General features: G+C 64.3%; 24 protein-coding genes. 13 read left to right on the top strand and 11 right to left on the bottom strand.

Annotated features, from left to right (window positions below; translation table 11 throughout):
* Positions 1 to 129: 129 nt before the first annotated feature.
* Both JL37_RS19440 and JL37_RS19435 read left to right on the top strand, forming a co-directional pair.
* Complete coding sequence (locus JL37_RS19440; RefSeq protein ID WP_043546185.1) at positions 130 to 417, top strand: immunity protein Tsi6 family protein; 288 nt, start codon at positions 130 to 132, stop codon at positions 415 to 417.
* Complete coding sequence (locus JL37_RS19435; protein ID WP_043546184.1) at positions 414 to 959, top strand: hypothetical protein; 546 nt, start codon at positions 414 to 416, stop codon at positions 957 to 959. Before JL37_RS19440 ends, JL37_RS19435 begins: the two co-directional genes overlap by 4 nt.
* Before the next feature lie 101 nt (positions 960 to 1,060).
* Here the strand turns inward: JL37_RS19435 and JL37_RS19430 are convergent, their stop codons facing one another.
* From JL37_RS19430 to JL37_RS19420, 3 genes are read right to left on the bottom strand one after another with little or no spacing between them, the layout of a single operon-like run.
* Complete coding sequence (locus tag JL37_RS19430) at positions 1,061 to 2,542, bottom strand: efflux transporter outer membrane subunit (protein ID WP_043546183.1); 1,482 nt, start codon at positions 2,540 to 2,542, stop codon at positions 1,061 to 1,063.
* A 20-nt stretch (positions 2,543 to 2,562) separates the two neighbouring features.
* Entirely contained in the window at positions 2,563 to 5,739 is a 3,177-nt protein-coding gene (locus JL37_RS19425) for an efflux RND transporter permease subunit (RefSeq protein ID WP_043546182.1), read from the bottom strand.
* Positions 5,736 to 6,932, bottom strand: coding sequence for an efflux RND transporter periplasmic adaptor subunit (locus tag JL37_RS19420; protein WP_304413500.1), 1,197 nt, complete (start codon positions 6,930 to 6,932; stop codon positions 5,736 to 5,738). The genes JL37_RS19425 and JL37_RS19420 overlap by 4 nt, the downstream gene beginning before the upstream one ends.
* A gap of 284 nt (positions 6,933 to 7,216) precedes the next feature.
* Between JL37_RS19420 and JL37_RS19415 the strand changes: the two genes are divergently transcribed.
* From JL37_RS19415 to JL37_RS19400, 4 genes are all read left to right on the top strand, one after another.
* A complete protein-coding gene (locus tag JL37_RS19415) occupies positions 7,217 to 8,287 on the top strand; it encodes a 2Fe-2S iron-sulfur cluster-binding protein (RefSeq protein WP_231570393.1) in 1,071 nt (356 codons plus the stop codon).
* A 69-nt stretch (positions 8,288 to 8,356) separates the two neighbouring features.
* Positions 8,357 to 8,836 (top strand): Cu(I)-responsive transcriptional regulator, encoded by a 480-nt coding sequence (cueR, locus tag JL37_RS19410; protein ID WP_043546181.1) that lies wholly within the window; start codon positions 8,357 to 8,359, stop codon positions 8,834 to 8,836.
* 16 nt (positions 8,837 to 8,852) lie between these two features.
* Positions 8,853 to 9,233 (top strand): ISC system 2Fe-2S type ferredoxin, encoded by a 381-nt coding sequence (fdx, locus tag JL37_RS19405; RefSeq protein WP_052097406.1) that lies wholly within the window; start codon positions 8,853 to 8,855, stop codon positions 9,231 to 9,233.
* Between the two features lie 58 nt (positions 9,234 to 9,291).
* Complete coding sequence (locus JL37_RS19400) at positions 9,292 to 9,489, top strand: heavy-metal-associated domain-containing protein (RefSeq protein ID WP_043546180.1); 198 nt, start codon at positions 9,292 to 9,294, stop codon at positions 9,487 to 9,489.
* A 58-nt stretch (positions 9,490 to 9,547) separates the two neighbouring features.
* Here the strand turns inward: JL37_RS19400 and JL37_RS19395 are convergent, their stop codons facing one another.
* The 6 genes from JL37_RS19395 to JL37_RS19370 are packed head-to-tail and all read right to left on the bottom strand — an operon-like array spanning position 9,548 to position 16,771.
* Complete coding sequence (locus tag JL37_RS19395; protein WP_197064634.1) at positions 9,548 to 10,054, bottom strand: aromatic-ring-hydroxylating dioxygenase subunit beta; 507 nt, start codon at positions 10,052 to 10,054, stop codon at positions 9,548 to 9,550.
* Positions 10,051 to 11,364 (bottom strand): aromatic ring-hydroxylating dioxygenase subunit alpha, encoded by a 1,314-nt coding sequence (locus tag JL37_RS19390; protein WP_043546178.1) that lies wholly within the window; start codon positions 11,362 to 11,364, stop codon positions 10,051 to 10,053. Before JL37_RS19390 ends, JL37_RS19395 begins: the two co-directional genes overlap by 4 nt.
* A 29-nt stretch (positions 11,365 to 11,393) precedes the next feature.
* Positions 11,394 to 13,304, bottom strand: a complete 1,911-nt coding sequence (locus JL37_RS19385) for an ABC transporter ATP-binding protein (protein ID WP_043546177.1) — start codon at positions 13,302 to 13,304, stop codon at positions 11,394 to 11,396.
* A gap of 4 nt (positions 13,305 to 13,308) precedes the next feature.
* Positions 13,309 to 14,205 (bottom strand): ABC transporter permease, encoded by an 897-nt coding sequence (locus JL37_RS19380; RefSeq protein WP_043546176.1) that lies wholly within the window; start codon positions 14,203 to 14,205, stop codon positions 13,309 to 13,311.
* Positions 14,205 to 15,224: an ABC transporter permease gene (locus JL37_RS19375; RefSeq protein WP_231570392.1), complete on the bottom strand. Its 1,020-nt coding sequence runs from the start codon at positions 15,222 to 15,224 to the stop codon at positions 14,205 to 14,207. Before JL37_RS19375 ends, JL37_RS19380 begins: the two co-directional genes overlap by 1 nt.
* On the bottom strand, positions 15,221 to 16,771 hold the full coding sequence (locus JL37_RS19370; RefSeq protein WP_043546175.1) for an ABC transporter substrate-binding protein: 1,551 nt from the start codon (positions 16,769 to 16,771) through the stop codon (positions 15,221 to 15,223). The genes JL37_RS19375 and JL37_RS19370 overlap by 4 nt, the downstream gene beginning before the upstream one ends.
* A gap of 217 nt (positions 16,772 to 16,988) precedes the next feature.
* Between JL37_RS19370 and JL37_RS19365 the strand changes: the two genes are divergently transcribed.
* From JL37_RS19365 to JL37_RS19355, 3 genes are all read left to right on the top strand, one after another.
* Positions 16,989 to 17,483 (top strand): V4R domain-containing protein, encoded by a 495-nt coding sequence (locus tag JL37_RS19365; protein WP_043546174.1) that lies wholly within the window; start codon positions 16,989 to 16,991, stop codon positions 17,481 to 17,483.
* A gap of 10 nt (positions 17,484 to 17,493) precedes the next feature.
* A complete protein-coding gene (locus JL37_RS19360) occupies positions 17,494 to 18,204 on the top strand; it encodes a GntR family transcriptional regulator (protein WP_052097402.1) in 711 nt (236 codons plus the stop codon).
* Positions 18,205 to 18,399: 195 nt separating this feature from the next.
* Positions 18,400 to 18,696: a hypothetical protein gene (locus JL37_RS19355; RefSeq protein ID WP_043546173.1), complete on the top strand. Its 297-nt coding sequence runs from the start codon at positions 18,400 to 18,402 to the stop codon at positions 18,694 to 18,696.
* Between the two features lie 37 nt (positions 18,697 to 18,733).
* Here the strand turns inward: JL37_RS19355 and JL37_RS19350 are convergent, their stop codons facing one another.
* Complete coding sequence (locus tag JL37_RS19350) at positions 18,734 to 19,102, bottom strand: helix-turn-helix domain-containing protein (protein WP_043546172.1); 369 nt, start codon at positions 19,100 to 19,102, stop codon at positions 18,734 to 18,736.
* A gap of 104 nt (positions 19,103 to 19,206) precedes the next feature.
* Between JL37_RS19350 and JL37_RS19345 the strand changes: the two genes are divergently transcribed.
* Positions 19,207 to 19,911 (top strand): glutathione S-transferase family protein, encoded by a 705-nt coding sequence (locus tag JL37_RS19345; RefSeq protein WP_043546171.1) that lies wholly within the window; start codon positions 19,207 to 19,209, stop codon positions 19,909 to 19,911.
* A gap of 83 nt (positions 19,912 to 19,994) precedes the next feature.
* Here the strand turns inward: JL37_RS19345 and JL37_RS19340 are convergent, their stop codons facing one another.
* Positions 19,995 to 20,759, bottom strand: a complete 765-nt coding sequence (locus JL37_RS19340) for an IclR family transcriptional regulator (RefSeq protein WP_043546170.1) — start codon at positions 20,757 to 20,759, stop codon at positions 19,995 to 19,997.
* 292 nt (positions 20,760 to 21,051) lie between these two features.
* Between JL37_RS19340 and JL37_RS19335 the strand changes: the two genes are divergently transcribed.
* From JL37_RS19335 to JL37_RS30110, 3 genes are read left to right on the top strand one after another with little or no spacing between them, the layout of a single operon-like run.
* Positions 21,052 to 22,350, top strand: coding sequence for an ABC transporter substrate-binding protein (locus JL37_RS19335; protein WP_043546169.1), 1,299 nt, complete (start codon positions 21,052 to 21,054; stop codon positions 22,348 to 22,350).
* A gap of 50 nt (positions 22,351 to 22,400) precedes the next feature.
* Positions 22,401 to 22,772 (top strand): SCP2 sterol-binding domain-containing protein, encoded by a 372-nt coding sequence (locus JL37_RS19330; protein ID WP_043546168.1) that lies wholly within the window; start codon positions 22,401 to 22,403, stop codon positions 22,770 to 22,772.
* On the top strand, positions 22,773 to 24,200 hold the full coding sequence (locus tag JL37_RS30110) for an MmgE/PrpD family protein (protein ID WP_156124341.1): 1,428 nt from the start codon (positions 22,773 to 22,775) through the stop codon (positions 24,198 to 24,200). It begins immediately after the preceding gene.
* Positions 24,201 to 24,209: the final 9 nt, after the last annotated feature.

Genomic DNA, 24,209 nt, shown 5'->3' with positions numbered 1-24,209 from the left:
CGGTCCTGCGCGGCGCCTAGCGACGACTGCCAGCCAGTGAGGGGCAGCCCCGTATCCCGCCAGGGGCGGCGCGCGACAATCATTCTCCAACGAGAAGGGCTTCTTTGGTCTGTTTCCCCAGGAGGGATCATGACGACACCCATCGAGTACATCGACCGCGCCCTTGTGCTGGCGGTCGAGCGACTGGCCCGCTATCCGGGGTACCAGGTCCTCTTGTCCGCGGAAAGGCAGTTGCAGTACGTGAAGGCCGTGCTGCTCGACCGCAGCCTGGACCGGGCTCCGCTGCATCGGCTGACCCTCGGCAGCATCGCCGTGAAGGAGTTCGATGAAACCGACCCGGAACTCGCCAGGGCTCTCAAGGATGCGCACTATGTCGGTATGCGCACCGCCGGCGGACTGAAAGTCGACCTGCCGTGAGCGGCACCTCCTCTGCGGTCTGTGCAGACCTCCTGACACAGTTGCTGGCCAATGGCGACTTGGCCCCGATCCTCGCCGGCGAGCCGCCTTGCTTCGTCGAAAACCGTACCGGCGAGGACGAGTCTCAGGATGTCCGCGGGGTCTTCGACCGCGTTCTTTTGCCATGCTGGCAAAGCGGCCGTTTCCCGGATCTTTCCCACGATTTCGCCGACGCCTTGGTCGAGATGATCTCCCGCTGCCACGACCGCCACCGGGCGATCTATCTGGCCCACGGCTGGATCTGGTATTACCGCTTCTGTCTGGCGAAGAAGCGCGCGAATCCTCAGGGCCCCTACGGCGATCTGTTCGAGATCGACCTGGGCGCCGCCGCTGCTACCCTCAAGCGGGAGCTCGAAGCGAACAAGCCTGGCCTGATCCTCGATACCCGCTGGGCCGGGGCCGCCTGGAACAGCGACAACGGCCTCTGGGGACCTCTCTTGCGTACCGCGGCGACCGTGCGCGACAAGCTGGGTGGGCCGGATTTCGTTCCCGATAATGCCTGAGGCGCCGGCGGCGCGGGATCCCGAGAGCGCCGCTATAGCCGGCGCTCTCCGCGCCGGGCGGTCGATCGGCCGAAGGCCGGGCGCGGCGGGATGGGGCGCGGCTACGCGTCTTCCGCCGATCGCACCGTATGCTCCGTCCAGCCTCCTCCCAGTGCTTTGTACAGATCGATGAGATTGTTCAACCGCGTCAGACGCGTTCGCACCAGTATTTGCTGCGCGCCATACAACGTCCGATGGGCTTCGAGCAAAGCGAGGTAGTCGTCCATGCCTTCTTTGAAGCGTTGTTCGGCCAGGGCATAGGCATCGAGGCTGGCGGTGACCGAGAGACGCTCCGAACGGATCTGTTCATCGAGCGTGCGCTTGCCCGCCAGGCCATCGGCCACCTCGCGAAAGGCGGTCTGGATGGCCTTTTCATAATTGACGATCTCGATGCGTTTCTGCACATGCGCCACGTCCAGGTTCGCGATCAGCGAGCCGCCCCGGAAAATGGGCAGCGTGATCTGGGGCAGGAAGCTCCAGGCTCGGGTGCCGGAATCGAACAGGCTGCCGAGGGAAGCGCTGGCGGTGCCCGCCGAACCCGTCAGACTGATCGCGGGCAGGAAAGCGGCGCGCGCGGCGCCGATGCTGGCGTTTGCGCCGCGCAGCATCTGTTCGGCCGCGCGGATATCCGGGCGTCGCGCCAATAGTTCCGAGGGCAAGCCGCCGGGAAGGTCGGCCGGCACGATGCCGTCCGGCAGCGTTGTCGCCTCGTCCAGTTGCCGTGACAGCTCCGGCGTCAGGGGCTGGCCCAGCAACAGCACCAGGGCATTGCGGTCTCGGGCCGCCTGCCGGGTATAGGCTGCGTGGTTGGCCTCCGCGTTGCGCAGCGTGATTTCCGCCAGGCGCAGATCGAGTTGGGTGGAATTTCCTGCCGCAGCCAGTTGCGCAGTCAAATCGTACGAATGTTTCTGCGTCTCCAGCGTGTCGTTCGTCAGGCGCAGCAATTCCTGGTCGGCGCGGAGCGTGAGATAGGCGTTGGCGACTTCGGATACCAGGCTCAGCTGAGTTGCGATACGGGTTTCGTCCAGGGCCAGGTACGAGGCCAGGGCCTGGTCGGTGAGGCTGCGGATGCGGCCCCAAAGGTCCAGCTCCCAGGCGGCCGTTACGCCGGCCACTTCGTATCGCCGGCCGACGTAGGCGGTTTCCGTGGCGCTGAGCCCGGCCGGAGTGCGCTCGGAGGCGCCGCTGGCGGAAACGCTCAGGTTCGGCAGCATCTCGGCGCGCTGGATGCGGTACAGCGCTTGCGCCGCTTCGACGTTGAGGGCGGCTTTGCGCAGATCCCGATTATTGTCCAGAGAAATTTCGATCAATCGTTGCAAGAGCGGATCGCGGAAAAAATCCCGCCAGCCAATGTCGGCGGCGGCCGTCCCGTCCGGATTGCCGGGCGCGTCTTGAACATGGGCGGCATCCGAAGGGTAGGCCGCGTCGATGGGCGCCGCGGGGCGCTCGTACCTGGGCGCGAGGGAGCAGCCGGCCAGGGCGACTGCGAGGGCGAGTGGCGCCAGCATCCCGGCTTGGCGGGAGCCGGAAAAAGCGATCTTCATGTTGAATTTCCTCCTGGCCATCATGCGTGCCGACCGCCCGAACGGGCGCGGGTTTGACGGGCCTCACGGCGCAGCGCCAGCCCGCGGACCACGACATAGAACACCGGCGTCAGCAACAGGCCGAACAAGGTCACGCCCAGCATGCCGGCGAATACCGCGATGCCCATGGCATGGCGCATCTCTGCGCCTGCACCGGTGGCGAGCACCAGGGGAACCACGCCGGCGATGAAAGCGAAAGAGGTCATCAAGATGGGGCGCAGCCGCAGCCGGGCGGCTTCCAGGACCGCCGCCAGCGGATCGGCGCCTTGTTCCTCCTTGCTGCGGGCGAACTCCACGATCAGGATGGCGTTCTTGGCGGCAAGGCCGACCAGCACCACGAATCCGATCTGCGTGAAGATGTTGTTGTCTCCGCCGGAAATCCAGACCCCCGCGATGGCCGACAGCAGCGCCATGGGGGCGATCAGCAGCACCGCGAAGGGCAGCGACCAGCTGTTGTATTGGGCCGCCAGGATGAGGAAGGCCAGCAAGACCGCCAGCGGGAAGATGTACAGCGCCGAATTGCCGGCCTGCTTTTCCTGGTAGACCAGATCCGTCCATTCGTAGACCATTCCTTCCGGCAGCGTCTCGCGTACGATCCTCTCGATGGCGTCGGTGGCTTGGCCGGATGAATAGCCCGGCGCTGGGCCGCCACTGATGTCCGCCGAAGGAAAACCGTTGTATCGGATGACCCGATCCGGACCGGAGCTTCGCGTCAAGGTTACGAACGCGCTCAGCGGAATCATGTCTCCGGTGGCGTTGCGTACCTTGAGCAAGCCGATGTCGTCGGCCTGCATGCGGAACGGCGCGTCGGCCTGGGCCATCACTCGATAGGTGCGCCCAAAACGGTTGAAGTCGTTGACGTAGAGCGACCCCAGGTTGATTTGCAGGGTCTCGAACACGTCGGTCAGCGACACTCCCAGGGACTTGGCCTTTACCCGATCGACGTCCACCTGCAGCTGTGGCGCGTTGGTCTGAAAACTGGCCAGCATGTTTGCCAGTTCGGGGGTCTGCATCGCCTTGGCCATGATCTGGCCCTGCGCCTGTACCAGCGCCTCGAACCCAAGTCCGGCGCGGTCTTCGATCTGCAGCTTGAACCCGCCCATGGCGCCTAGGCCAGGCACCGGCGGCGGCGGGAAGATGCCCAGGAATCCGTCGGGGATCTGGCTGAACTTGCCCATCAGCTTCCCGGCAATGGCGTTGGCCGAAAGCGAGGAATCCTTGCGTTCGTCGAAGGGCTTGAGCATGGCGAACATCAGCGCGGAGTTCGGCACGTTCACGGGGCCATTGACCGACAGGCCAGGGAAGGCGACCACGCTCTCCACCCCGGGTTCGGCCAGCGCGATCTGGGACATCTGCTTGACGGCGGCTTCGGTGCGGTCGAGTGAAGCGCCGCTGGGCAACTGGGCGATGCCGACCAGAAAGTACTTGTCCTGGGCCGGCACGAAGCCGTTCGGAACCTGATGGAAGCCCAGCCAGGTCAGGCCGACGAAGCCGACATATAGCGTGAGTACGATGGCGCTGCCGCGAACCGCCCGGCGCACGCTCCCGACGTAGGTGTTCGACGCTCTATCGAAGAAGCGGTTGAAGCGCCGGAAGAAGCCTCCGAGCGTGCGGTTCATGACGCGGGAGAGCCAATCGGATCCGGCCGTCTCGTGATGCGGCTTTAGCAGGATGGCCGCAAGCGCGGGCGAAAGCGTGAGCGAATTGATGGCCGAGAGTATGGTCGAGATGGCGATGGTCAAGGCGAACTGACGATAGAACTCGCCTTGCAGCCCCGACAGGAACGCCGACGGGATGAAGACCGCGGCCAATACCGAGGTGATGGCAATGATCGGCCCCGTGACTTCGTCCATGGCTTTGATCGCGGCCTGCCTGGGCGGTTCACCGAGAGCCATGTGACGCTCCACGTTCTCGACCACCACGATGGCGTCGTCCACCACGATGCCGATCGAAAGCACTAGCCCGAACAACGATAGCGTGTTCAACGAAAAGCCGAAAACGTGCATCAGCGCGAAAGTGCCAACCAGCGACACTGGCACGGCCACGAGAGGAATAATGGAGGCACGCCAGGTTTGCAGGAACAACACCACCACGATGACCACCAGGACGATGGCCTCCAGCAGGGTGATGGCCACGGACTGCAGCGATGCGCGCACGAAGACCGTGGGGTCATAGGCGATCCGGTATTCGATGTCCTGTGGAAAGCCCTGCTGGAGTTCCTGCATCTTGGCCCGGACCGCATTCGAGACGTCGATGGCATTGGCGCCCGGGCTCTGGATGATCTGCAGCGCGGGTGCCGACTCGCCGTCGAGCAAGCTGCGCAGGGTATAGGCGTCGGCGCCCAAGGAGACCCGCGCGACGTCGCGCAGCCGCGTGACCTGGCCATCGGCGCCGGTCTTTACGATGATGTCGCCGAACTGCTCCGTGCTGGCCAGGCGCCCCAGTGTGTTGACTGTGATCTGGAAGGCGGCGGAGGTGTCCGGCTGCTGGCCCACGGAGCCGGCGGCCACCTGCACGTTCTGTTCCCGCAGGGCGGCAACCACGTCGCTCGCAGTCAGCCCGCGCGTAGCGACGCTGGAGGGATCCAGCCAGACGCGCATGGAGTATTCCCCCGCGCCCCAGACCAGGACATCGCCGACACCGGGCAGGCGCGCGAGCTCGTCGCGCACCTGCCGGATAGCGAAGTTGGAAAGATAGAGCGGGTCGTAGCGTTTCTCGGGTGAAACGAGGTGCACCACCATCAACACGTCAGGCGACGTTTTCTGTGTGACGACCCCGATGCGCTGCACCTCTTGCGGCAGCCGCGGCAAGGCGCGCGAGACCCGGTTCTGCACCTGGATTTGCGCCATGTCCGGGTCGATTCCCTGCTTGAACGCAATGGTGAGCACCATTTGGCCGTCGATGGCCATCTGGGAGTTCATGTAGAGCATGCCCTCGACGCCGTTGATCACCTGTTCCAGCGGCGCGGCGACGGTGTCGGCGATCACTTCAGGGTTGGCGCCCGGGTAGCTTGCCGTTACCTGCACCGTGGGCGGTGTGACGGCGGGGTATTCGCTCAACGGCAGTTGCCAGAAGGCGATTGCGCCCGCCAGCAGCATGAGCAGGGACAGGACGATGGCGAAGATCGGCCGGGCGATGAAAAAATGGGGGAATTTCATTGACTGGCCTCCTCTGGCGTGGGGCTGGCTTGCGCCTTGGCGCCTACGGCGCCATTCGCCTGGGGCGCCGCGATGGCGGTCTGCCGCATGGGCACCTGACGGGGCGTGATCATCATGCCGGGGCGCACCAGGCCCTTGATCACAATCTTCTCGCCGGCTTGCAGGCCGGCATTGATGATGCGCAGCCCGTCCGCCATCTGGCCCAGCTCTATCGCGCGGTACTGCGCCAGGTTGTCCTTGTCCACGACCAGGACATAGTTTTTCCCCTGGTCGGTGCCTACTGCCACGTCGTCGACCAGGATGGCCGGGCGCTCGGCGCCGGTGGCCAGCCTGGCGCGGGCGAACAGGCCCGGCGCCAACTGGCCGTCGGGGTTCGGCACCACGGCGCGGGCGCGGATAGTGCCCGTGCCCCGGTCGATCCGGTTGCCCACGAAGTCGAGCGCGCCCCTGTAAGGAAAACCTCTGTCCGTGGTCAGCCCCACGTCGACTGGCAGCGACGACTTGCCGCCGCCGGCATCGGGCCGGGTCTGCCTCACCGCGTTGAGGTATGTCGCCTCGTCAATGTCGAAGTACACGTGCATGGGATCGATCGACACGATCGTGGTCAGTAGGGTGGCGGCGCCTGCCGCACCGCCATTGACCAGATTGCCTTCGGTCACCAGCACGCGGTCGACACGCCCGGAGATGGGGGCGGTGATGTGCGCGTAGGACAGATCGAGCCGCGCCGCGGCCACGGCAGCCTTGGCCATCTGTACTTGCGCCTGCTGCGCGCTGCGCGCGGAGACGGCGTCGTCGTAAGTCTTGCGTGAGACGGCGCCGGTGGACACCAGCCGCTGGGCGCGGTCGAAGTCGGCTTGAGCCTGGGCGGCCAGTACCTCGGCCTGACGCAGTTGCGCGGTGGCGGTATCGAGCGCCACTTGGAAGGGGCGCGGATCGATCTGAAACAGCCGTTGTCCCTTGCGAACCAGGCCCCCCTCGGGAACGCTGACCGCATGGATGGCTCCACTGACGCGCGAACGTAGTTCGACGGTCTCGGGCGCCGCGAGGAAACCTGTGAAATCGCTCGACGGCGAGATTGTGCGTTCGATGACCTCCGCCACGGGCACCTGCGGCGCTATGGAAGCGCCTGTGGCTTCTTTCCGCGACGCTGCCGCCTTGTCTTCGTCTTCGGCGACGCCATAAGCGGAGAACATAATGGTTCCAGCCGCTGCGATGACGCCTATCAACGCTGCAATTTTGAATTTTCGATGCATGGACATGCCCCTTCTTTGCAGCAGGGCCTCGGCTCTTCCGAAGCGGCTCTGCAGAAATTTCCGGCAAGGCTAGGCATTACAACGACAGGAAGGTCAAGCCTTGTGCCTGCGTGTGTTGCCCGCTATTGACTTTGCAATCGTGGGAAGGAATAGATTGAAGCCGCCGTTTGAAAGGCGAGGCAGAGATAGCCGTTCAACACCAACCTGAGGAATGTGGACCAGTCATGCAGAACAGAACCGGCGGGAGCCATCGCGCTCGAGGCATGCATATCAAAACAGTCGATATCCGGCAGGTGCGAACTCGAGTTCCGGTTCTGGAAGGGCAGACCATTCTGGAGGCGGCGCTTCAGAATGGAATCTCCTTTCCGCACGGTTGCCGCTCCGGCCGTTGTGGAAGCTGCAAATCCCGCCTGGTCGACGGCGAGGTCGAGATGCTCTCGCATTCGCGCTTCGCATTGACGGACGAGGAGAAGGCCGGCGGCCTGATACTGGCGTGCCGCGCGGTCCCGAAAACCGATATCGCGGTGGCCTGGCTGGGCTCCGACGACGAAGCGGCGGCTGCGCAGGCCCGGACGTGGCAGGGAACCGTCGTCTCTATCGACGACCTGACTCATGACATCAGGCGCGTCCGTATCCGTCCAGACCGTACGGATGCGCTGGTGTTTTTCGCCGGGCAGTATGCCGACATCAGATTCGGGCCGTCTCCGGCGCGCAGTTACTCGATGGCCAACCGGTCAGGCGATCCTGAATTGGAATTCCACGTACGCCGGGTTCCGGGCGGGGCGGCGTCGGGCTATGTCCATACCATTCTGAGGCCGGGGGACCGCATTGTGCTCGAAGCGCCGCGAGGTTCCTCGTATTTGCGCGAAAGTCATTGCGGACCCATTCTGTGCATCGCGGGCGGATCGGGATTGGCTCCCATCAAATCGATTGTTGAAACCGCCCTCGCACACGGTATGAGGCAGGCGATCCACGTCTACTTCGGCGCGAGGGCGGAGCGGGATCTATACCTGGTCGAGCATTTCGAAACGTTGGTCCGTCGGCACGCCAACCTGGTCTTTACGCCTGTGTTGTCCGAAGTGCGGGCCACGGCGCGGCGGACAGGCGCGGTCACGCAAGCCGTTGCGGACGATTTCTCCGACCTGACCGGCTTCAAGGTTTACGTCGCGGGCCCGCCGCGAATGGTGGATGCGGCGATGGAGATCGCCTTCGGCCGCGGGCTGAATGCGCGGGACCTGCACGCCGACGTTTTCTTCACCCCGCAGGGGCAGCCGCTGTCCGGCGCTGCTGGATAAAGGCAGGGGACTTGACCTTCCCACAATGGCAAGCCTCAGACTTTCCTTCCCTTGAACAAGGAGACTGCCATGAACATCGGTGAAGCATCCAAGGCGTCCAGGGTATCGGCCAAGATGATCCGCTACTACGAACAGATCGGCCTGATCCCCGCAGCGCAGCGGACCGCATCTGGCTACCGTGCCTATGGCCGGGTCGACGTCCACCGGCTGCACTTCATCCGCCGCGCCCGCGACCTCGGATTCTCGGTGGCCGAGACCAGCAACCTGTTGAGCCTGTGGAACGATCGGTCGCGCCAGAGCGCCGACGTCAAGCGCCTGGCTCAGGCGCACCTTGCCGAACTGGACCGGCGTATCGATAGCATGCGGCAGATGGCGGGGACGCTCAAGGCGTTGATCCGGTGCTGCGCGGGAGACGAGCGTCCCAACTGCCCGATCCTGCAAATTCTCGAACAACCCGACGATGGCTGCGTGGAGCCCGAAGCGCGCACAGGGGGCGTGGCGCGCCGCCCTCACGGCCACAGGCTGGCGAAGCCCGCGTCGTCCTACTGAGCCCCTGGAGCACGATATGCCAATCATCACCGTTCTTCCGCATGCCGATCTGGCGCCCGAAGGCGCCGTGCTGGAAGCGTCATCAGGAACCTCGATATCCGAGGCCTTGCTCGCCAATGGCATTGAAATCGAGCATGCGTGCGATATGAGCTGTGCCTGCACGACCTGCCATTGCATCGTGCGGCGGGGCTTCGATTCCCTGAATGAGGTCGAGGATTGCGAGGATGATCTGCTTGACCGCGCCTGGGGGCTGGAGGCGCAGTCGCGCCTGAGCTGCCAAGCCATCGTGGGCGTTGAAGACCTGACCGTCGAGATTCCCAAGTACACGGTCAACCATGCCAAGGAGAGCCGCCAGGGCGCGACGAGCCGGCGGCCGGCCTTCGACACAATCGCTTGACCTTCCAACCATGGAACCGGTCAGACTGCCTGGTATTCCAACCCGAAAGGAGCATTTCATGCAATTCCATCTCGACGACATGACCTGCGGCGGTTGCGCGCGCACCGTCAAGGCGGCAATCCAGTCGGTCGATCCCGACGCCGGCATCGTCACGGATCCGCAGACCCGCTTGGTCCAGGTACAGACCTCGGCATCCGAGGAGCAGATATCCGAAGCCTTGCGCGAAGCTGGCTATCCGCCGCGCGCGCAGTCATAAGGACGTGTGGCCGGCCCTGGCGGCCTCGCCGGCACGGCGGGGGCCGCGACGCGGCGCTTCATAGCAACAGCTGTATCGCGGGAAGGCTGGCATCCCCATTCAGCAATACGACCTTTTTCATCCGTATCCGGAAGGCGCCCGGCTCGCCTTCGATCGTGTGATAGGCCGTGGCCGCCAGCATTTTCTGGGTATCGCCCTGGGTTTCCATGTACAGGAACGGGGTGCGCGTGTGGTGCAGCTTCGCCGGGGCGTCGCTTGCAAGCACTTGGGGGGCCTGCAGGATGCGGAGCCCCCGTACCGCCGGGTGCAGGGAGTGCGCGCGGGGATTGCGGTAGCGCTGGATGCGTAGCCTCAATAGCAGCAGGTCTTCATGCAGCAGCGACGGCGCCTCGTCGCCCGGGACCTGGTCTTGCGACAGCGGCATCCAGTACAGGCCCGACTCCGCATACATGGCGAGCCATTCGTCGTAGCGTTGGGTGTCCAGGAGCATGGCCTCGTGGTACACGAATGCCGCCAGCTCCGCCGAGACAGACGCGGTATCCCTATCCATCGACACAGTGTTCACGCCGCGTCTCCCATCAATTCCAGCCAGCCTCGGTGCTGATTGCGCATGACCCATTCGTTGTTGCCGCTATCCATGGACACGGGGACCTGACCGATCTCTCCGTCCCGGTATCCCCGATGCAGGCTGAGCCATTCGTTGCCCGAGCAGAGCAGGCCGCGCTGCTGGCTTTCGAACAGGTGCACGTCGTCATGCGCCACGACGGACATAGGCGAGAACACCAGCCGGGCATAGGACGCCGCGCGTTGCCGCAGGCGGGCGGGGGCATTCTTTGGAGCGAACGCCCATATCTCGACGAGCGTCCGGTCCACCGCCAGGGGGCGCAGGACTCGCAGGATCATGGGGGATGCCTTGGCCGCCAGGCTGGGATAGAGCACGGTATTCTGCGGAGAAAATTGCAGGATCCGTTGCGCGGCTTCCTGACCGTGGCGCGCTTCGAGTTCCGCCTGGTAATCAGGCAGCGGCGCGTAGCCGGTGTGGATGCTGAACTTGGTGCCCAGCACGCTGTGCCCGTGCGGCAGCACGCGCGCGCCCATTTCCGAATAGAAGCTGTAGCCTGCGCCGAAGGGCAGCAGCTGCTCCATGGCCAGCACGGTATCGCCGTTTTCGGACAAGGTCTGCGCGACTTCTTTCGCGGCGGAGGCGGCCGACTCGTGCGTGGAAATCGGGTGCACGGTGTCGTTCACGTTCTCCAGGTACAGCTTCCAGTTGCAGTCGATGCGGCTGCGCAGGGGCTGACCGAGCACCGAAAGCTCGCCGTCCGGCGCGCGCGCCACCATGTTGTCCAGCGTGGCCAGGGCTTCACCAAAATAGCCCATGAAGTCCGGTCCGTCTTCGCCGATCCGGACGAACACGAACCCCTTGTAGTTCATGCAGGCGGCAGGCGAGGACAGACCCTTCCCGGACGGGCACGAAGACAGGCCCGTGCCCTCGTAATCGTTCTTCAACGGGATGGACAGCAGGGAGCCGTCGAGGCGGTACGTCCAGGCGTGATAAGGACAGCGCAACATCTTGCCGCAGTTGCCCTCGCGTTCGTGCACGAGCTGGCTGCCCTTATGGGCGCAGCGGTTCATCAGCACCGTTACCTCTTGCGGGCTCTTGCGCAGCATGATCAGCGATTGCCCGGCGATCTCGGTGGTGTAGTAGTCGCCCACGGCGGGTATCTGGCTTTCGTGACCCACATAAACCCAGGCGCGCGTCCATAGCCGGGCCTGTTCGGAGGCGTAGACGCCGGGATCGGTGTAGAGATCCCGATGCACGCGATTCGGACCGACCAGGTGCCGAAAGCCTTCCGGGGAAGTATGGCCTGTCATATTGTCTCCAATGCGTTTCATTGTCCGGCTCATGCCGTGGCCGCTTGCGCGGACGATGGGGCAGCCGCGGAAAACGGTGCCGGCGCCCACGGGCGGCTGGCGGAATCGGGCGGGACGGCCGCTATCAGGGCGCGGGTGTAGGCGTGCTGCGGCTGGCCGAATACCTGGTCGACAGGGCCTTGTTCCACGACCCGACCCTGATGCAGCACGAGAACGCGCGTGCACAGGTACCGGACCACGGCCAGATCGTGGGACACGAAGACGAGCGCGATGCCCAGCTCCTGCTTGAGCCGCAACAGCAGATTCAGGATCAGCGCCTGCACCGATACGTCCAGGCCCGACACGATTTCGTCCGCCACGATCAGGCGGGGCGTCACGCACAGGGCCCGCGCGATGTTCACGCGCTGCTTCTGGCCTCCCGACAACTGCGAGGGCAGGCGATCCACCGCTTCCGGCGGCAGGCCCACGGATGCCAGCAAGCGTCTGGCCAACTCCAGCCGCTGCGACGGGTCCGATCCCGCTCGCGCGGAAAACGCGCCGGACTCCAGGATCTGGGTCACCAGCGCGCCTACGCGCCGCCGCGGATTCAAGGCCGAGTCGGGGTTCTGGAATACCAGCTGCACGTCGCGTGGATCCGCCAGCGAAGTGCGAGGCCGTCCCGCCGTCGATCCGGGATACGCGATGTGTCCGGTAGTGGGCGCGGCCATCCCGGCGATCAGGCGCACCAGGCTGGTCTTGCCGCTGCCGCTCTCGCCGACGATGCCCAGGAATTCACCGCGCTCCACTGCGAGCGACAACGGCTGTAGGATCTGCAATCGCGGCCTGGCCCGGAACAGGCGGGCGCGGCCGGGGTAGCTCAGCGCGACGTCCGTCAACGTGACGACGGGATCGCCGCCGGCCGCAGCAGGCGCGGCCCGCATGGCCAGGAACGCCGCGCTTTCGCTGCGGGCCACCGCGCCCAGGGAAGGAATGGACGGCAGGCAGCGCGCGGCGCGCTCGCCGCCTCGCTCCAGCAAGGGAATCTCCTGTGCGGCGCAGGCCGTCTGGCGCGTCGGGCAGCGAGACGCAAAGCGGCAGCCGCGCAGCGTCGCGAAGTCGCGTAGCCCCGGCATGAAATCGGGCAAGGTACGCAGGGCCTGCGTCGGCGCTTCCATGCCCGGGGCAGACTCCTTCAGGCTGCGCGTGTAGGGGTGCAGGGGTTCGTCGAGCACCTGCCGCGCGGAACCGACTTCCACGACTTCGCCCGCGTACAGCACCGCTATCGAGTCGCAGACGTGCGCCGCCAGCCGCAGGTCGTGCGTGACCAGCACCACGGAGGTCCGGTGGCGCTGTTGCTGGTCGGCCAGAACGCGCATGATCTGCGCCTGCGTGATCACGTCCAGCGCAGTGGTGGGCTCGTCGGCAAAGATCAATGCCGGGTCGCCGCAAAACGCCATGGCGATCAGTATGCGCTGGCACTGGCCGCCCGACATCTGGTGCGGATAGCGCGCCAGCATGCCAGGGGCATCATTCAGGCCGACCTCCTGCAAGCGCGCGCGGGCGTAGGATTCCCATTGCGAGGCCGGTATCCCGACGTGGCGCAGATGCTCGAACAGCTGCTGGCGCACCGTCAGCGCGGGATTCAGGCCGGACAGCGGCTCCTGGGGAATGAACGCGATCTGGCGGCCGAGCATTTCGCGGCGCCGCGCCGGCGTCATTCGGTTCAGGTCCGTTCCGCGGAACTGGATGGTGCCGGCGGTGATGCGGAAGCCGGGGGGCAGGGTGCCCGACACCATGCGCCCCATCATGCTTTTGCCGGCGCCCGATTCGCCCACCAGGCCCAGCATGCGGCCTTCGGGGATGTCCAGGTCGATGCCGCGCAGCACGGCGGCGGGCAGGCGCTGGCCGTCCACGTCCACGTCCGCGGTCAGCGTAAGGTTGCGCAAGCTCAATAGCGACATGGGCTCAATTCCTTCCACGCTTGCGAGGATCCAGCAGCTGGCGCATGCCGTCGCTGAGCAGATTGAACCCGAAGACCGTCAGCACGATGCCGGTCACCGGCGCGATCAGGGTCCATATGGCTTCCTGCATGGTGCTGCGCGCGTCGGCGATCATGACGCCCCACGCGACCACATCCGCAGGCACGGATAGCCCGACGAAGCTCAAGATGGCCTCGACGATGATGGCAATGCCGATCTGCAGGCTGAACAGTGTCAGGATCAGCGGCGTCAGGCCCGGCAGCATTTCCCTCAGCATCACGCGGATATGGCCGAAGCCCATCAGGCGTGCCGCCGTCACGTAATCGTTGCGGCGGATCTTGAGGGCCTCGGCGCGCACCACCCGGCAGAACCGTGTCCAGTCCACCAGCACGATGGCGAGAATCACGTTGCCCACGCCGGTGCCCAGGCCCACCATGAGGATCAGCGAAAGCACCACCGGCGGAAACGACATCCACAGATCGACCAGGTAGCCGATGCCCTTGTCCACGCGCCCGCCGAAGTAGGCGGCGACCAGGCCCAGGGTGGACCCCACCAGCGTGGCGCCCATCGCCGCGCACAGGCCGACCCACAAGGCCACGCGCGTGCCGTAGATCAGACGAGACAGCACGCAGCGGCCCAGGCTGTCCGTGCCCAGCGGATACTGGGCCATGCCGTCGGCCGCCCAGGCGGGGGGCAAGAGCGGCGACAGCAGGTCCTGCGCCAAGGGATCGTTCGGCGCGATCGCGGGCGCGAAGATCGCGATCGCTACCAGCGCCAGCACGATCACGCAGCCCAGTGCGGCCTTGGGCGAGGCGCGCATGGCGGCCCACCAGGCCGATGCGCGCAGGGCAGGCGGCGCCGCGCGTACATTCAGCGTAGTCATCAGGTGTCTCTCAAGCGGGGATCGATCACGGCGTACAGGCAATCCACGCTCGCATTGATCAGCAGGATTACGGCGCAGAACACGAGCGAGATTCCCTGGATAAGAGGAAGATCGTGGTTGCGCACGGCCTGAACCATCATGTTGCCGAGGCCAGGAAAGGAAAAGATCATCTCGATCAGCAGGGTTCCGCCGAACAGAAACCCGAACTGCACGCCGATCAGCGTCAAGGTCGGCAGGAAGGCGTTGCGCAGCATGTGCCGCAGGATAATGCGGCTTTCGGGCTGCCCGCGCAGCCGCGCGACCGTCACATACTGTTCGTGGCTGGCCTCCAGCAGGCTGGCGCGCAGCACCCGCACGATCAGGGGGCTGAACCCCAGCGCCAGCGCCAGGGCCGGCAGCACCAGGTGCGAGGCCGCGTCGGCCCACTCCCGCCAACGGCCCTGCAACAGGAAGTCCAGAAGCACGAAGCCGGTGTACCCGGATGCGGAGACGTCCGAGCTGAAACGGCCGGAAAACGGCAGGATGGGCCAATGCACGCCGAAGGCCAGCATCAGGAAGATTCCCCAGAGAAAGCCGGGGATGGAGATCAGCAGCACCAGGCCCGCGTCAGCGGCCAGCTCGCCGCGGCGATCGTGCAGCACATAGAGCAGCAGGCCGCCCGGGATGCTGATCGCCAGCGCCATGAGGAGCGCCACGAACGACAGTTCCAGCGTCGCCGGCAAGGTCGTCGCGATCAGCTGTGCGACGGGCGCGCCGGAACTGATGGAGCGGCCCAGGTCGCCATGCAGAACCTGTCCCAGCCAGATGCCGTACTGCGCGATCAGCGAGCGGTCCAGCCCCATGGCGTGGCGCAGGGCCTCGACTTCGGCGCGGGTCGCGCTCGGCGGCAGCATCATGCCGAGAGGATCCGCCGGCAACAGCCGCAGCACCACGAAGACGACGACGGACAGCGCCAACATGGTCGGCACTGCCACTGCCAGGCGGCGCGCGAAATGGGACGCCAGCGCCATCCACATCATTGGCTCCAGCGATAGACCGCCGGCAGGACGTAGCCGGTCTGGTAGACCTTCATGTCCACGGCCTTCTTGGACGCCACCGTGGCGACCGACTGCAGCAGAGGCAGGCTCCATACGTGCTCCGTCGCCTGTCGGGCCAGCTCACGGTAGCCGTCATAGCGCTTGGCGGGGTCGCTCTGCGCGGCCAGGGCGTCGATGGTCTTGGCGAGCTCCGGCTCCTTCCAGGTCGAGAAGCGCAGGCGCGGATCCAGGATCTTGCCGGCGAAGATTTCCGGGTCGCCGGTCGCATTGGCCCAGCTGTACAGCATGACGCCCGGCACCTTGGACGAATGGCTGAGGTCCAGGTACTTTGCCAGCGTGATTTCCTGCAGGTCCGCCTGGATGCCGATCTGCGACCACATCTGCACGATGGCGCGCGCCATCTCGTAGTCGCTGGGGAAGGTATTGTTGGTCGACAGGAACTGGATCTTCAGCGGCTTGTCGGGCCCGTAGCCGGCCTTCGCCAACTCCGCCTGCGCGGCCGTCTTGTCGTAGGCATAGCTGAATCCGGCCACGTCGCCAGGCGAGCCCGGCGTGGCCAACACGGAAATCGGCTTGGCCACATTGGCGTAGAACGCCTTGGAAATCGCCTGCTTGTTGATCGCCAGATGCAGGGCGCGCCGCACATGCTCGTTCTGAAACTCCGGAACGTAGCTGGGAATCTGCAGAATGAAGATCTCGCTGTACGGATAGACCTCGGCCTTCAGCGCGGGAATCTTGTTCAGCCGGTTGACTTCGCGCAGCGGAATCTGCACCGCCACGTCGGCCCTGGCCGATTCCAGCATCGCCACGCGCGCGGAAGAGTCCGGAACGAACTCGAAAACGACCCGCTTGATAGCGGGCTTTTCGCCCCAGTACTTGTCGAATGCCTCAAGCACTACGCGCGAGCCGCGTTCGTAGCGCACGATCTTGTATGGGCCGGCGCCAATGGGCGCCGCCTGGAATCCGTCCTCGCCCACCTTTTCCATGTAGGCCTTGGGCAGGACGTAGGAAGTCAGGAAGCCCAGATAGTTGGGCGCGGTGGGCGTCGGGGTGGAGAACACCATGACGGCCTGGGTCGGACTGGATATCTCTATGTTTTGCAACGCGCCGAAAAAGCCGTTGATGGCCAGGCGTTTTTCCTTCTTCGGGCGATCGAGGAAGCTGAACTTGAAGTCTTCGGTCGTCAGCTTGGAACCGTCATGGAAGGTCACTCCGTCGCGCAGCTCGATGGCGAGCCGCATGTTCTTGTCGTCCAGCCAGCGCCAGCTCTTGACCAGCGCGGGCTGCAGCTTCAGGTCGCCGTCGATGAAAAGCGGGGAGTCGAACACGGCCTTGTACAGCGATTGTCCTGCCGGAAACGTGACTGCCGTCGGATCCCAGGACGGCACGTCCACCGGATAGGCGATCTTCAACTCGTCCGGTTTGTCCGCTTGGGCCAGCGCCGCCGACGCCGCCAGCCCGCCGCCCACCAACACAAGACAGGATGCCAGGACCCTGCCCAACCACCGTACCCACCATGCATCAATCATGAACGGCCTCCGATAGCGGAATCGTTGCGAAAGCACCCGGCCAAACCACGTGCAAACAGTATACTGTTTGTGATTTAAGCATTAATAGTTCATGATTCAACTAATTATTTACCCTGATATCAGTGGCTTATGGTCCTGCAAAAACAGTATATTGTTCAGGGATAACCCTAGCCGATGTGGGTAAACGATCCATCCCTCCGCCACAGGACCAGACCGAATGGGACAGCTGCAACAACGCCTGCAATGGGACCAGGATTCCGGCGCAATCCTGGATGCCGACCGCCGTTACGTCATGCTGCGCGCCGACGTCCTGATGGGGCTGTTCGCCGGCCTGCCGCCCGCGCAGCGCGCCCAGGCACTCGACAGCCTGCAAGCGTCGGTGCGCGCGCATGGCGGCGCATCTGCGCGCGCCTATCGAGCCGGCGGCGCGGCCGCCGATGCATTCCTGCAGGTGATGGCCGAGTCTGCGGCCGACCTGGGGTGGGGCATATGGCGCTTCGAATCCGGCGACGCGGCCGCGCTGACGCTTGCGGTGCGAAACAGCCCCTTCGCGATGGCAGCCTCCACCCGCGACCGGCCGGTGTGCCACGCGATAACGGGTATGCTCGAAGCCGTAAGCGCCCTGGTGGCGGGAGAGCCCAGGACGTTTCGCGAGACCAGGTGCGCTAGCATGGGCGCGCCCTGTTGCGTATTCCTGGCGCAGAACGAGTGAGGCGAGGCCGGTGGAGACGAAGGTAAAAAGCAGGAAAACGAGCAGCGCGGCGCGCAAGCCCAATCTGCGCGAACGCGTGTATGGCGTCGTCCGCCAACGCATACAGATGGGCTTGATCCGGCTTGAAGACCGGCTGGTGGATCACGATATCGCGCATGAGCTGCATGTATCCCGCATGCCGGTCCGCGAAGCGCTCATGCAACTGAAGAACGAAGGTGTGCTCGAAGGAACGGCGCGCGGTTTCGTGCTGCGCCGCTTCACGCTCGCCGAAATGAACGAGATCTTCGAGATCCGCACCTTGCTGGAACCCCCCGCCGCCGCCTCCGCATCGCTGCACGCGGATCCCAAGGGCCTGGCCGAAATGAAGGCCGCCCTGGAGCAGGCCGAAAGCGCGCATCTCCGGACCGACCTCGACGATTTCATGCGCAGCAACGCGCGCTTCCGGCTGGTCTGGCTCGCCATGGTGCCCAACCGCGAACTGGCCGGCGCGATTTCGCGCTATATCGATCACGTGCAGGTAGTGCGCCTGGTGACGATGGACGATCACCAGGTCCGCAGCATCATCCTGGACGGAATGCGAGGACTGTACGAAGCCTTCCTGTCCGGCGATACCGAACTTGTCCGTATCCGCATGCTTGGCCACGCGCGCGCGGCGGCTGCGTGCTACTACAGCGCTTACCAGAAAATTTTCGAGTCTGGCCCCTCAGGCAAAGGGAGTTGAGGGGCGCCTGTCTTGCCACCGGGCAATTCGAAATCCTCCGCTTGGTCTCCATCCGCTTTCCGATCGTGGTTTTTCGACGCATACGCGATGTGCGTATCTGGCTGCATGCGTGCTAAAACTCGTGGCCTGACACCTCTTTTCATGCCGGCCCGCGCATCCGCCTGGCCGTTGCAGACCCGATAAGGTACCGCCGCCTTGTTCCTCTATTACCGAATCAGTTTCGTCTTGAGCGTGCTTGCGCTCGCGGCCTGGGTGATCGGCGTTGCCACCTATGACGCGCCGCGTCTTGGCGACGGCAATGGCCCGGACCCCCTCGGCGTTCTGCTGTTCCTGTCGCTATGGCTCGTCGGCCTGCTGCTGGCGCATTCGAGCATGCTTGCCTGCTTCGCGCGCGCCAGGCGGCCCGCGACGATCCTGCAAGGCCGGCAGGGGATCGCCATCCATCTCGCGCTGTGGGCGGGTTTTCTCGCCTACGCGCTGTATACGTTCTAGCCGGGCTGAGTTCCGGGCCAGCCCTGGCGGGGCGGCCCTAATCCCGGGAGGCGCCGCCGCCTTCACCGGCGCTGGCCGCCGCGGAACCCTCGAGCGGCGCCGTGTTGTCGTCCCACCAGTCGCCCAATGCTTCCAGCAGCGGCACCAGCGCGCCGCCCGAGGGCGTGAGGTCGTACTCCACGCGCCTGGGATATCCGTCGAAGTCGGTACGCCGGACAATGCCGGCCAATTCCAGCTTGCGCAGTTCCAGCGTCAGCATCCGGTGGGAGATCGTCGGATTGTCGCGGCGCAGGTCGCTGAAGCGCTTGGTGCCCTCTTTGAGGTAGTAGATCAGCAGCGTCGGCCACCTGCCGCTCAGGATCTGCATGATCTCTTCGATGGGGCAGCGCGATACCAGGTCTTTCATCGGCGGGGCATGGTCACATAAATGTGCGTAGTTTACTTGTCTGGCCAGGTCCGTAGAATCCAATCCGCTGCGCAGCGGAACCACTAACTACGGAGAAAATCATCTTGGAACCCATCTTGATTTATGGATTTCCGCTCGGCAGTTCCATGGGGCTCGTCGCGGCGCTGGAGTGGCTTGGCAAGCCATATCGCTTGTGCCGTGTGGACATGCTGGGCGAAATGAGGCTGCCTTCCTATGCGCGGCTCAACGCGCGCCATGAGACGCCCGCTTTCGTCGGCGAGCATGGCATGGTGTTCTCGGAGACCATGGCGATTGCGCGGTGGATCGAGAACCGGGACACGGAGCGGCGCGTCAGCTTCGATCCTCTCTCACCGGAATCGGATCGCATGCACCAGTTCATTGCGTTCCTGAATACCGGCTTTACCGCCGCCTTCACGCCGCACTGGGTGGCGCTGGAAATGAATCCGCCCGATCCGGCAATGCAGAAAATTATGAGGGAATGGGGCGCGCAACGCATCATCGAACGGCACGACAAGCTCGAGGCGATGCTTGGCGACACGCCGTTCCTGGTGGGCAGCCGCCCGACGCTGGCGGACGCCGTGCTGGTCGGCGTGGGGCGTTGGCTGGATTTCCATGGCGTTGCCGATCCGACCCGTTGGCCTCGGCTGGCGGCATTGCGGCAGCGCCTGGAAAACGACCCGGCGGTGAAGTACGCCACTGCGCTGGAGGCCGGCGAAAGCCCGTCCGGCTCGGGCTTTTGCAAAGGCCACGTGCCTCTGGACGAACTGATATCGGCATACGGCAAATAGGCCGGCGCCGGCGTTTGTCCAGGAACGGCCGGCGGCTGGGCGCGGCCGCCCGTTCCGCAAGGTCGAGAGCGTGCGCAAGCGCCTTACGGACTGCCGTGGCGGAACGCCCGCTGCAGGCGATCCGCGGCCGCGCTCAGCAGCGGCAGGACATCCTTCACCAGTTTTTCCCGGGAGTAGTCCTTCGTGTTCACGGAAACCGCCAACCCATATTGCTGGGCGCCGGCCTCCACCAGGGTGCCGATGGCGGAATAGCCGATACCGAGATCTTCCTCGACGAGTGACCAGCCTCGCTTCCTGGTCTCTTTCATCTCCTTGGCCAGCTTGCCGCGATGGACGAGCGTCTTGGACGTCATCTGCGAGATTTTCATGCCGGCCACGTAGGCATCGATATCGTCGGATTGCGAGATCAGCATGCGGCCCATGGCGCTGCAGTGGGCGGGCAGGCGGCTGCCGACATGTATGTTCATGGTGACGAGCTTGCGCGTTTCGAGCGACGCGATGGAGCGGGCCACGACTACCACTTCGTCTCCTTCCAGCAAGCCCAGGTGCACCGAGCCGCCAACCGCGTCGGCCAACACCTCCATTTCGCTTTCCGCCATGAGGGGCAGCGACAGGCTGGACAGCGCGGCGTACCCGAGTTCGAGCACCAGCGGCCGCAACTGGTAGCGCTTGGTTTCTTCATCATGGCCTACATAGCCTTCGTCCTGCAGTGTGCGCAGGAATCGCAGGCAGGTCGCCTTGGTCAGATTGACCCGAGTGGAAATCTCCGTGAGGGATGGCGAGGGAATTTCATTGAAGACTCGAACAATGGCGAGACCTCGCGAAAGCGAGCGGTTTGAAACAGTCACGGTATCTCCGATTTTGCGGACTTATCGTTGCCACAAAGACTAGCGCGGAAGCATTCTTTCTTCGATGTCTTCCATGCGGTGGCACCTAGTGTAAATGGGCGGCGGCCCGTCATTCTTCTCCACTGATAGATCCAAAAACCTGAATTTATTCAAGGGCATCCGCGGCAATTGCTTGCTGCGGTGCAGAACAACTTGTTCTTGCATGTTCAAAAGTTGCCGCCTAGTATTGGTTTAAAGAGCGACACAATGGTTCACTAAATGAACCATAAGATGATAACTAAAGGAGACATGCATGCATACCCTATTTGGTTCCATCAGGCGCGTGTTGACGACGGTGTTGCTGGCATCGTCACTCGTTTCCCTCGCAGCGCATGCGCAGGAGCCCGTAAAGCTGACGCTTTGGTTCACCGATTCACGGGCGCAGTACAAGACCTGGCTGGAAAAGTCGGCCGCGGAATTCCGCAAGACCAATCCCAACGTCAGCTTCGAGATCGTGCAGATGTCTCCGAATGACGCCTATATCAAGTGGCCGGCCTCGATCGCGGCGGGCAACCAGCCGGACATCACTTGGATGTTCTTCGCGTTCTCGGCCTGGGTGAACGATATTCCGGGTGGCGCGCTGGCGCCCATGGACGACGTAATCAACGCGCTGGGCAAGGACAAGTTCCATCCCGACGGCCTGTCCGCGTGGCGCTACAAGGACAAATACCTCGGCGTTCCGTACACGCGCCAGCCGTTCTATCTCTTCTGGCGCAAGGACAAGTTCGCCGAGGCGGGACTGTCGGCCCCCAAGACCTGGGACGACATCATCAACGCGGCCAAGGTGCTGCACAAGCCGGAGAAGGGCCAGTACGGCATCGCCATCGCGGGCAAGAACGATTGGACCGTGCGCCAGAATTTCGAGCTCGTGCTGTATTCCAATGGCGGGCACCTGCTGACCAAAGACGGCAAGGCCGCGTTCGACAACGACGTGGGGCGCAAGGCCATCGATATCTACACCGAGCTTTTCAAGTACACGCCGCCGGGATCGTTGAATGCGGCCTATGCGGAAGTGAACCGGAGCTTTGCCACGGGCACCTCGGCGATGGCGATCTCGCTACCCGTGGCGCTGAGCCAGTTCCACGACGCGAACCCGGGCAAGGCCGGGCAGGTCGGGGCGCTGATTCCTTCCGACGCCGGGTTGGCCATGACCATGCAGAACAACAAGGGATGGTCGATCTTCGAGAAATCCAAGCATCAGGCCGAGGCGAAGAAGTTCGTGCAGTTCCTGTATGAAACGGACCAGTACGCAAGAGGCCTGGAGGCCAGCGCGCTTGGCGGTCTTGCGCTATACGACGACAAGCAGGCCGTCGAAATGTACTTCGACCGCGTGGGTTCGGTGAAGGCCTATCCGGACGTGGTGAAGACCTTGCTTTCGAACCATTCGGGCTACTACTCGGGCATCGACTGGTACGGGCAGAACCCCAAGGGCGGCCTGGTGGGCTCCAAGGGGATAGTGGAGCGCAATCTGAACATGCATCTGGCCAAGAAGCAGGATACGGCCCAGACCGCCCAGGCCATTCAGCGCGAGCTGAAGGAAATTTTCGACTGACGTTCCGGAGAGGGGCTCCTCTCCGCTTTCCAATCCATCGGAGAAACAGCATGCAGGATGACACCATCCTTGGCACGGGGTTGCGCACGCTTGCGCAACGCTGGGAGCGCAATGGATACCAGTTGATGAGTCGCCGCCTGGAAGGCGCGCTGGGGCGGGAATTCCGGTTCGAATGCGCGGGCGAACCCGCCATGAGCCTGATGTTGACGGCCAAGACAGCCGCCATCGGGCCCGCCGATCCGGCACAGCCCGCGTACGCGACCATCGCGATGGGGCCCGCCGACTGGAAACAGGTCTTTTCCGGGAAATGGTCGGTGATGACGGTCATCCTGGGCGGCCGCAGCAATTTTCCCAAGCATGAACGCCGCTACATCATGCAGCTGTCCATGCTCATGCAGGCACTTTTGCTTCTGGAGGCATAAATGGGCGCGTCGGATATTCAGGAAGCGCGGGGGCTGGCGCGCGAACCGGTCACCATGGAGTACGCCAGGTTCGTCGCCGGGCTGGGCTATGAAACGCTGCCGGAGGCAGTCGCGACGGTCGCGAAAGACCAGATCCTCGCCACGATCGGATCCTGCCTCGCGGGCTCGCGCATGCCGGGCGCGGAGTCGTTGCGCAGAGGGAGCCGGATCCTGGGCAGCGGAGAGGCGGCCACGCTGTTCGGCCTGCCGGAAAAGGTGCCGGCGACTGCCGCCGCCCTGTACAACGCGGGCACGGGCCAGATTATCGAATGGGATGACTGGGTTCTCATCAGCCATACCGGCGCTTGCGTCGTGCCGACGGCCTTTGCCACCGGCGAAGCGTGCCGGAGTTCAGGACGCGACGTGGTGACTGCGGTCGTCATCGGAAACGAGGTGGCGGGGCGGACCTCGCGCGCCATCCAGCGAGGCGCCTATCTCGGCAACGGCATGCCCAACCACCAGGCCGAAGCGTCCCTGGTGGCCGGCCACCTGATGAAGCTCGACCCGATCGCATTGGCGCGTTCGGTCAGCCATTCGGCTTATCTCGCGATGGAAAACTGCTTCCTGGGCTGGGCGAGCGATTCCAAGGTGCTGGTCAACGGCCTGCCGGCGATGTGGGGGATCGTTTCCGCCAATCTCGCCAAAGAAGGCCTGATCGGCAACCTGGACATGATCGAGCATCCCGCGGGGTATCTGGCCACGGTGTCCGAAGAGGTGGATCACAGCGAGCTGCTCAAGGGCCTGGGCCAGGACTGGTACACCTTGACCTTGAACACTAAGCGCTATCCGTCCTGCGCCTACAACCTGGCGGCGATCGAATCGGCCATCACGCTGAACCAACGCCTCGGGTCTGAAGCCACTCGCAGGATCCGCAAGATAGTCATCCAATGCCCCGGCGTGACGATCTACGTCAGCGGCCGCTATCACGGCTTCGAGCCGGACATTCGCGAGCTGATACGGGACGACAGGCTGAGCCATATGGGCCTGTGCTTCGACGCGGGCTATGCGGTGGCCGCCGCGCTGGTCGACGGCAAGCTCACCTACAAGCAGTTCCTCAAGGAACGGATCTTCGACCCCGAAGTCGCCCGCCTGCACGGAGTCGTCGAGTACCGCACCGATCCCGACATGCAGAAGGCCTACTACAAGGACTACCAGTACGGCTCCCGCGTGGAGCTGCACATGGAGGACGGCTCGGTCCTGCACGAGGAACGCAAGCAGTTGCTGGGCGCGCGCGATCGGACCTTCGACCACGTCGAGAAGTTCATGGAAGGCGCGGAGGACGTGCTGCCCTACGCACAGGCATGCGAGGCCGCGGAAGCGCTGCGCTCGCTGGAAAAGATCCAGGACATCAACGAAGTCGGCGCCTTGCTGCGCCCCAGAAATCGCTGAACACCGAGA

The organism is Achromobacter sp. RTa (genome assembly GCF_000757485.1).
Taxonomy (GTDB): domain Bacteria; phylum Pseudomonadota; class Gammaproteobacteria; order Burkholderiales; family Burkholderiaceae_B; genus Achromobacter.
This window is presented reverse-complemented; position numbering and strand designations above follow the sequence as displayed.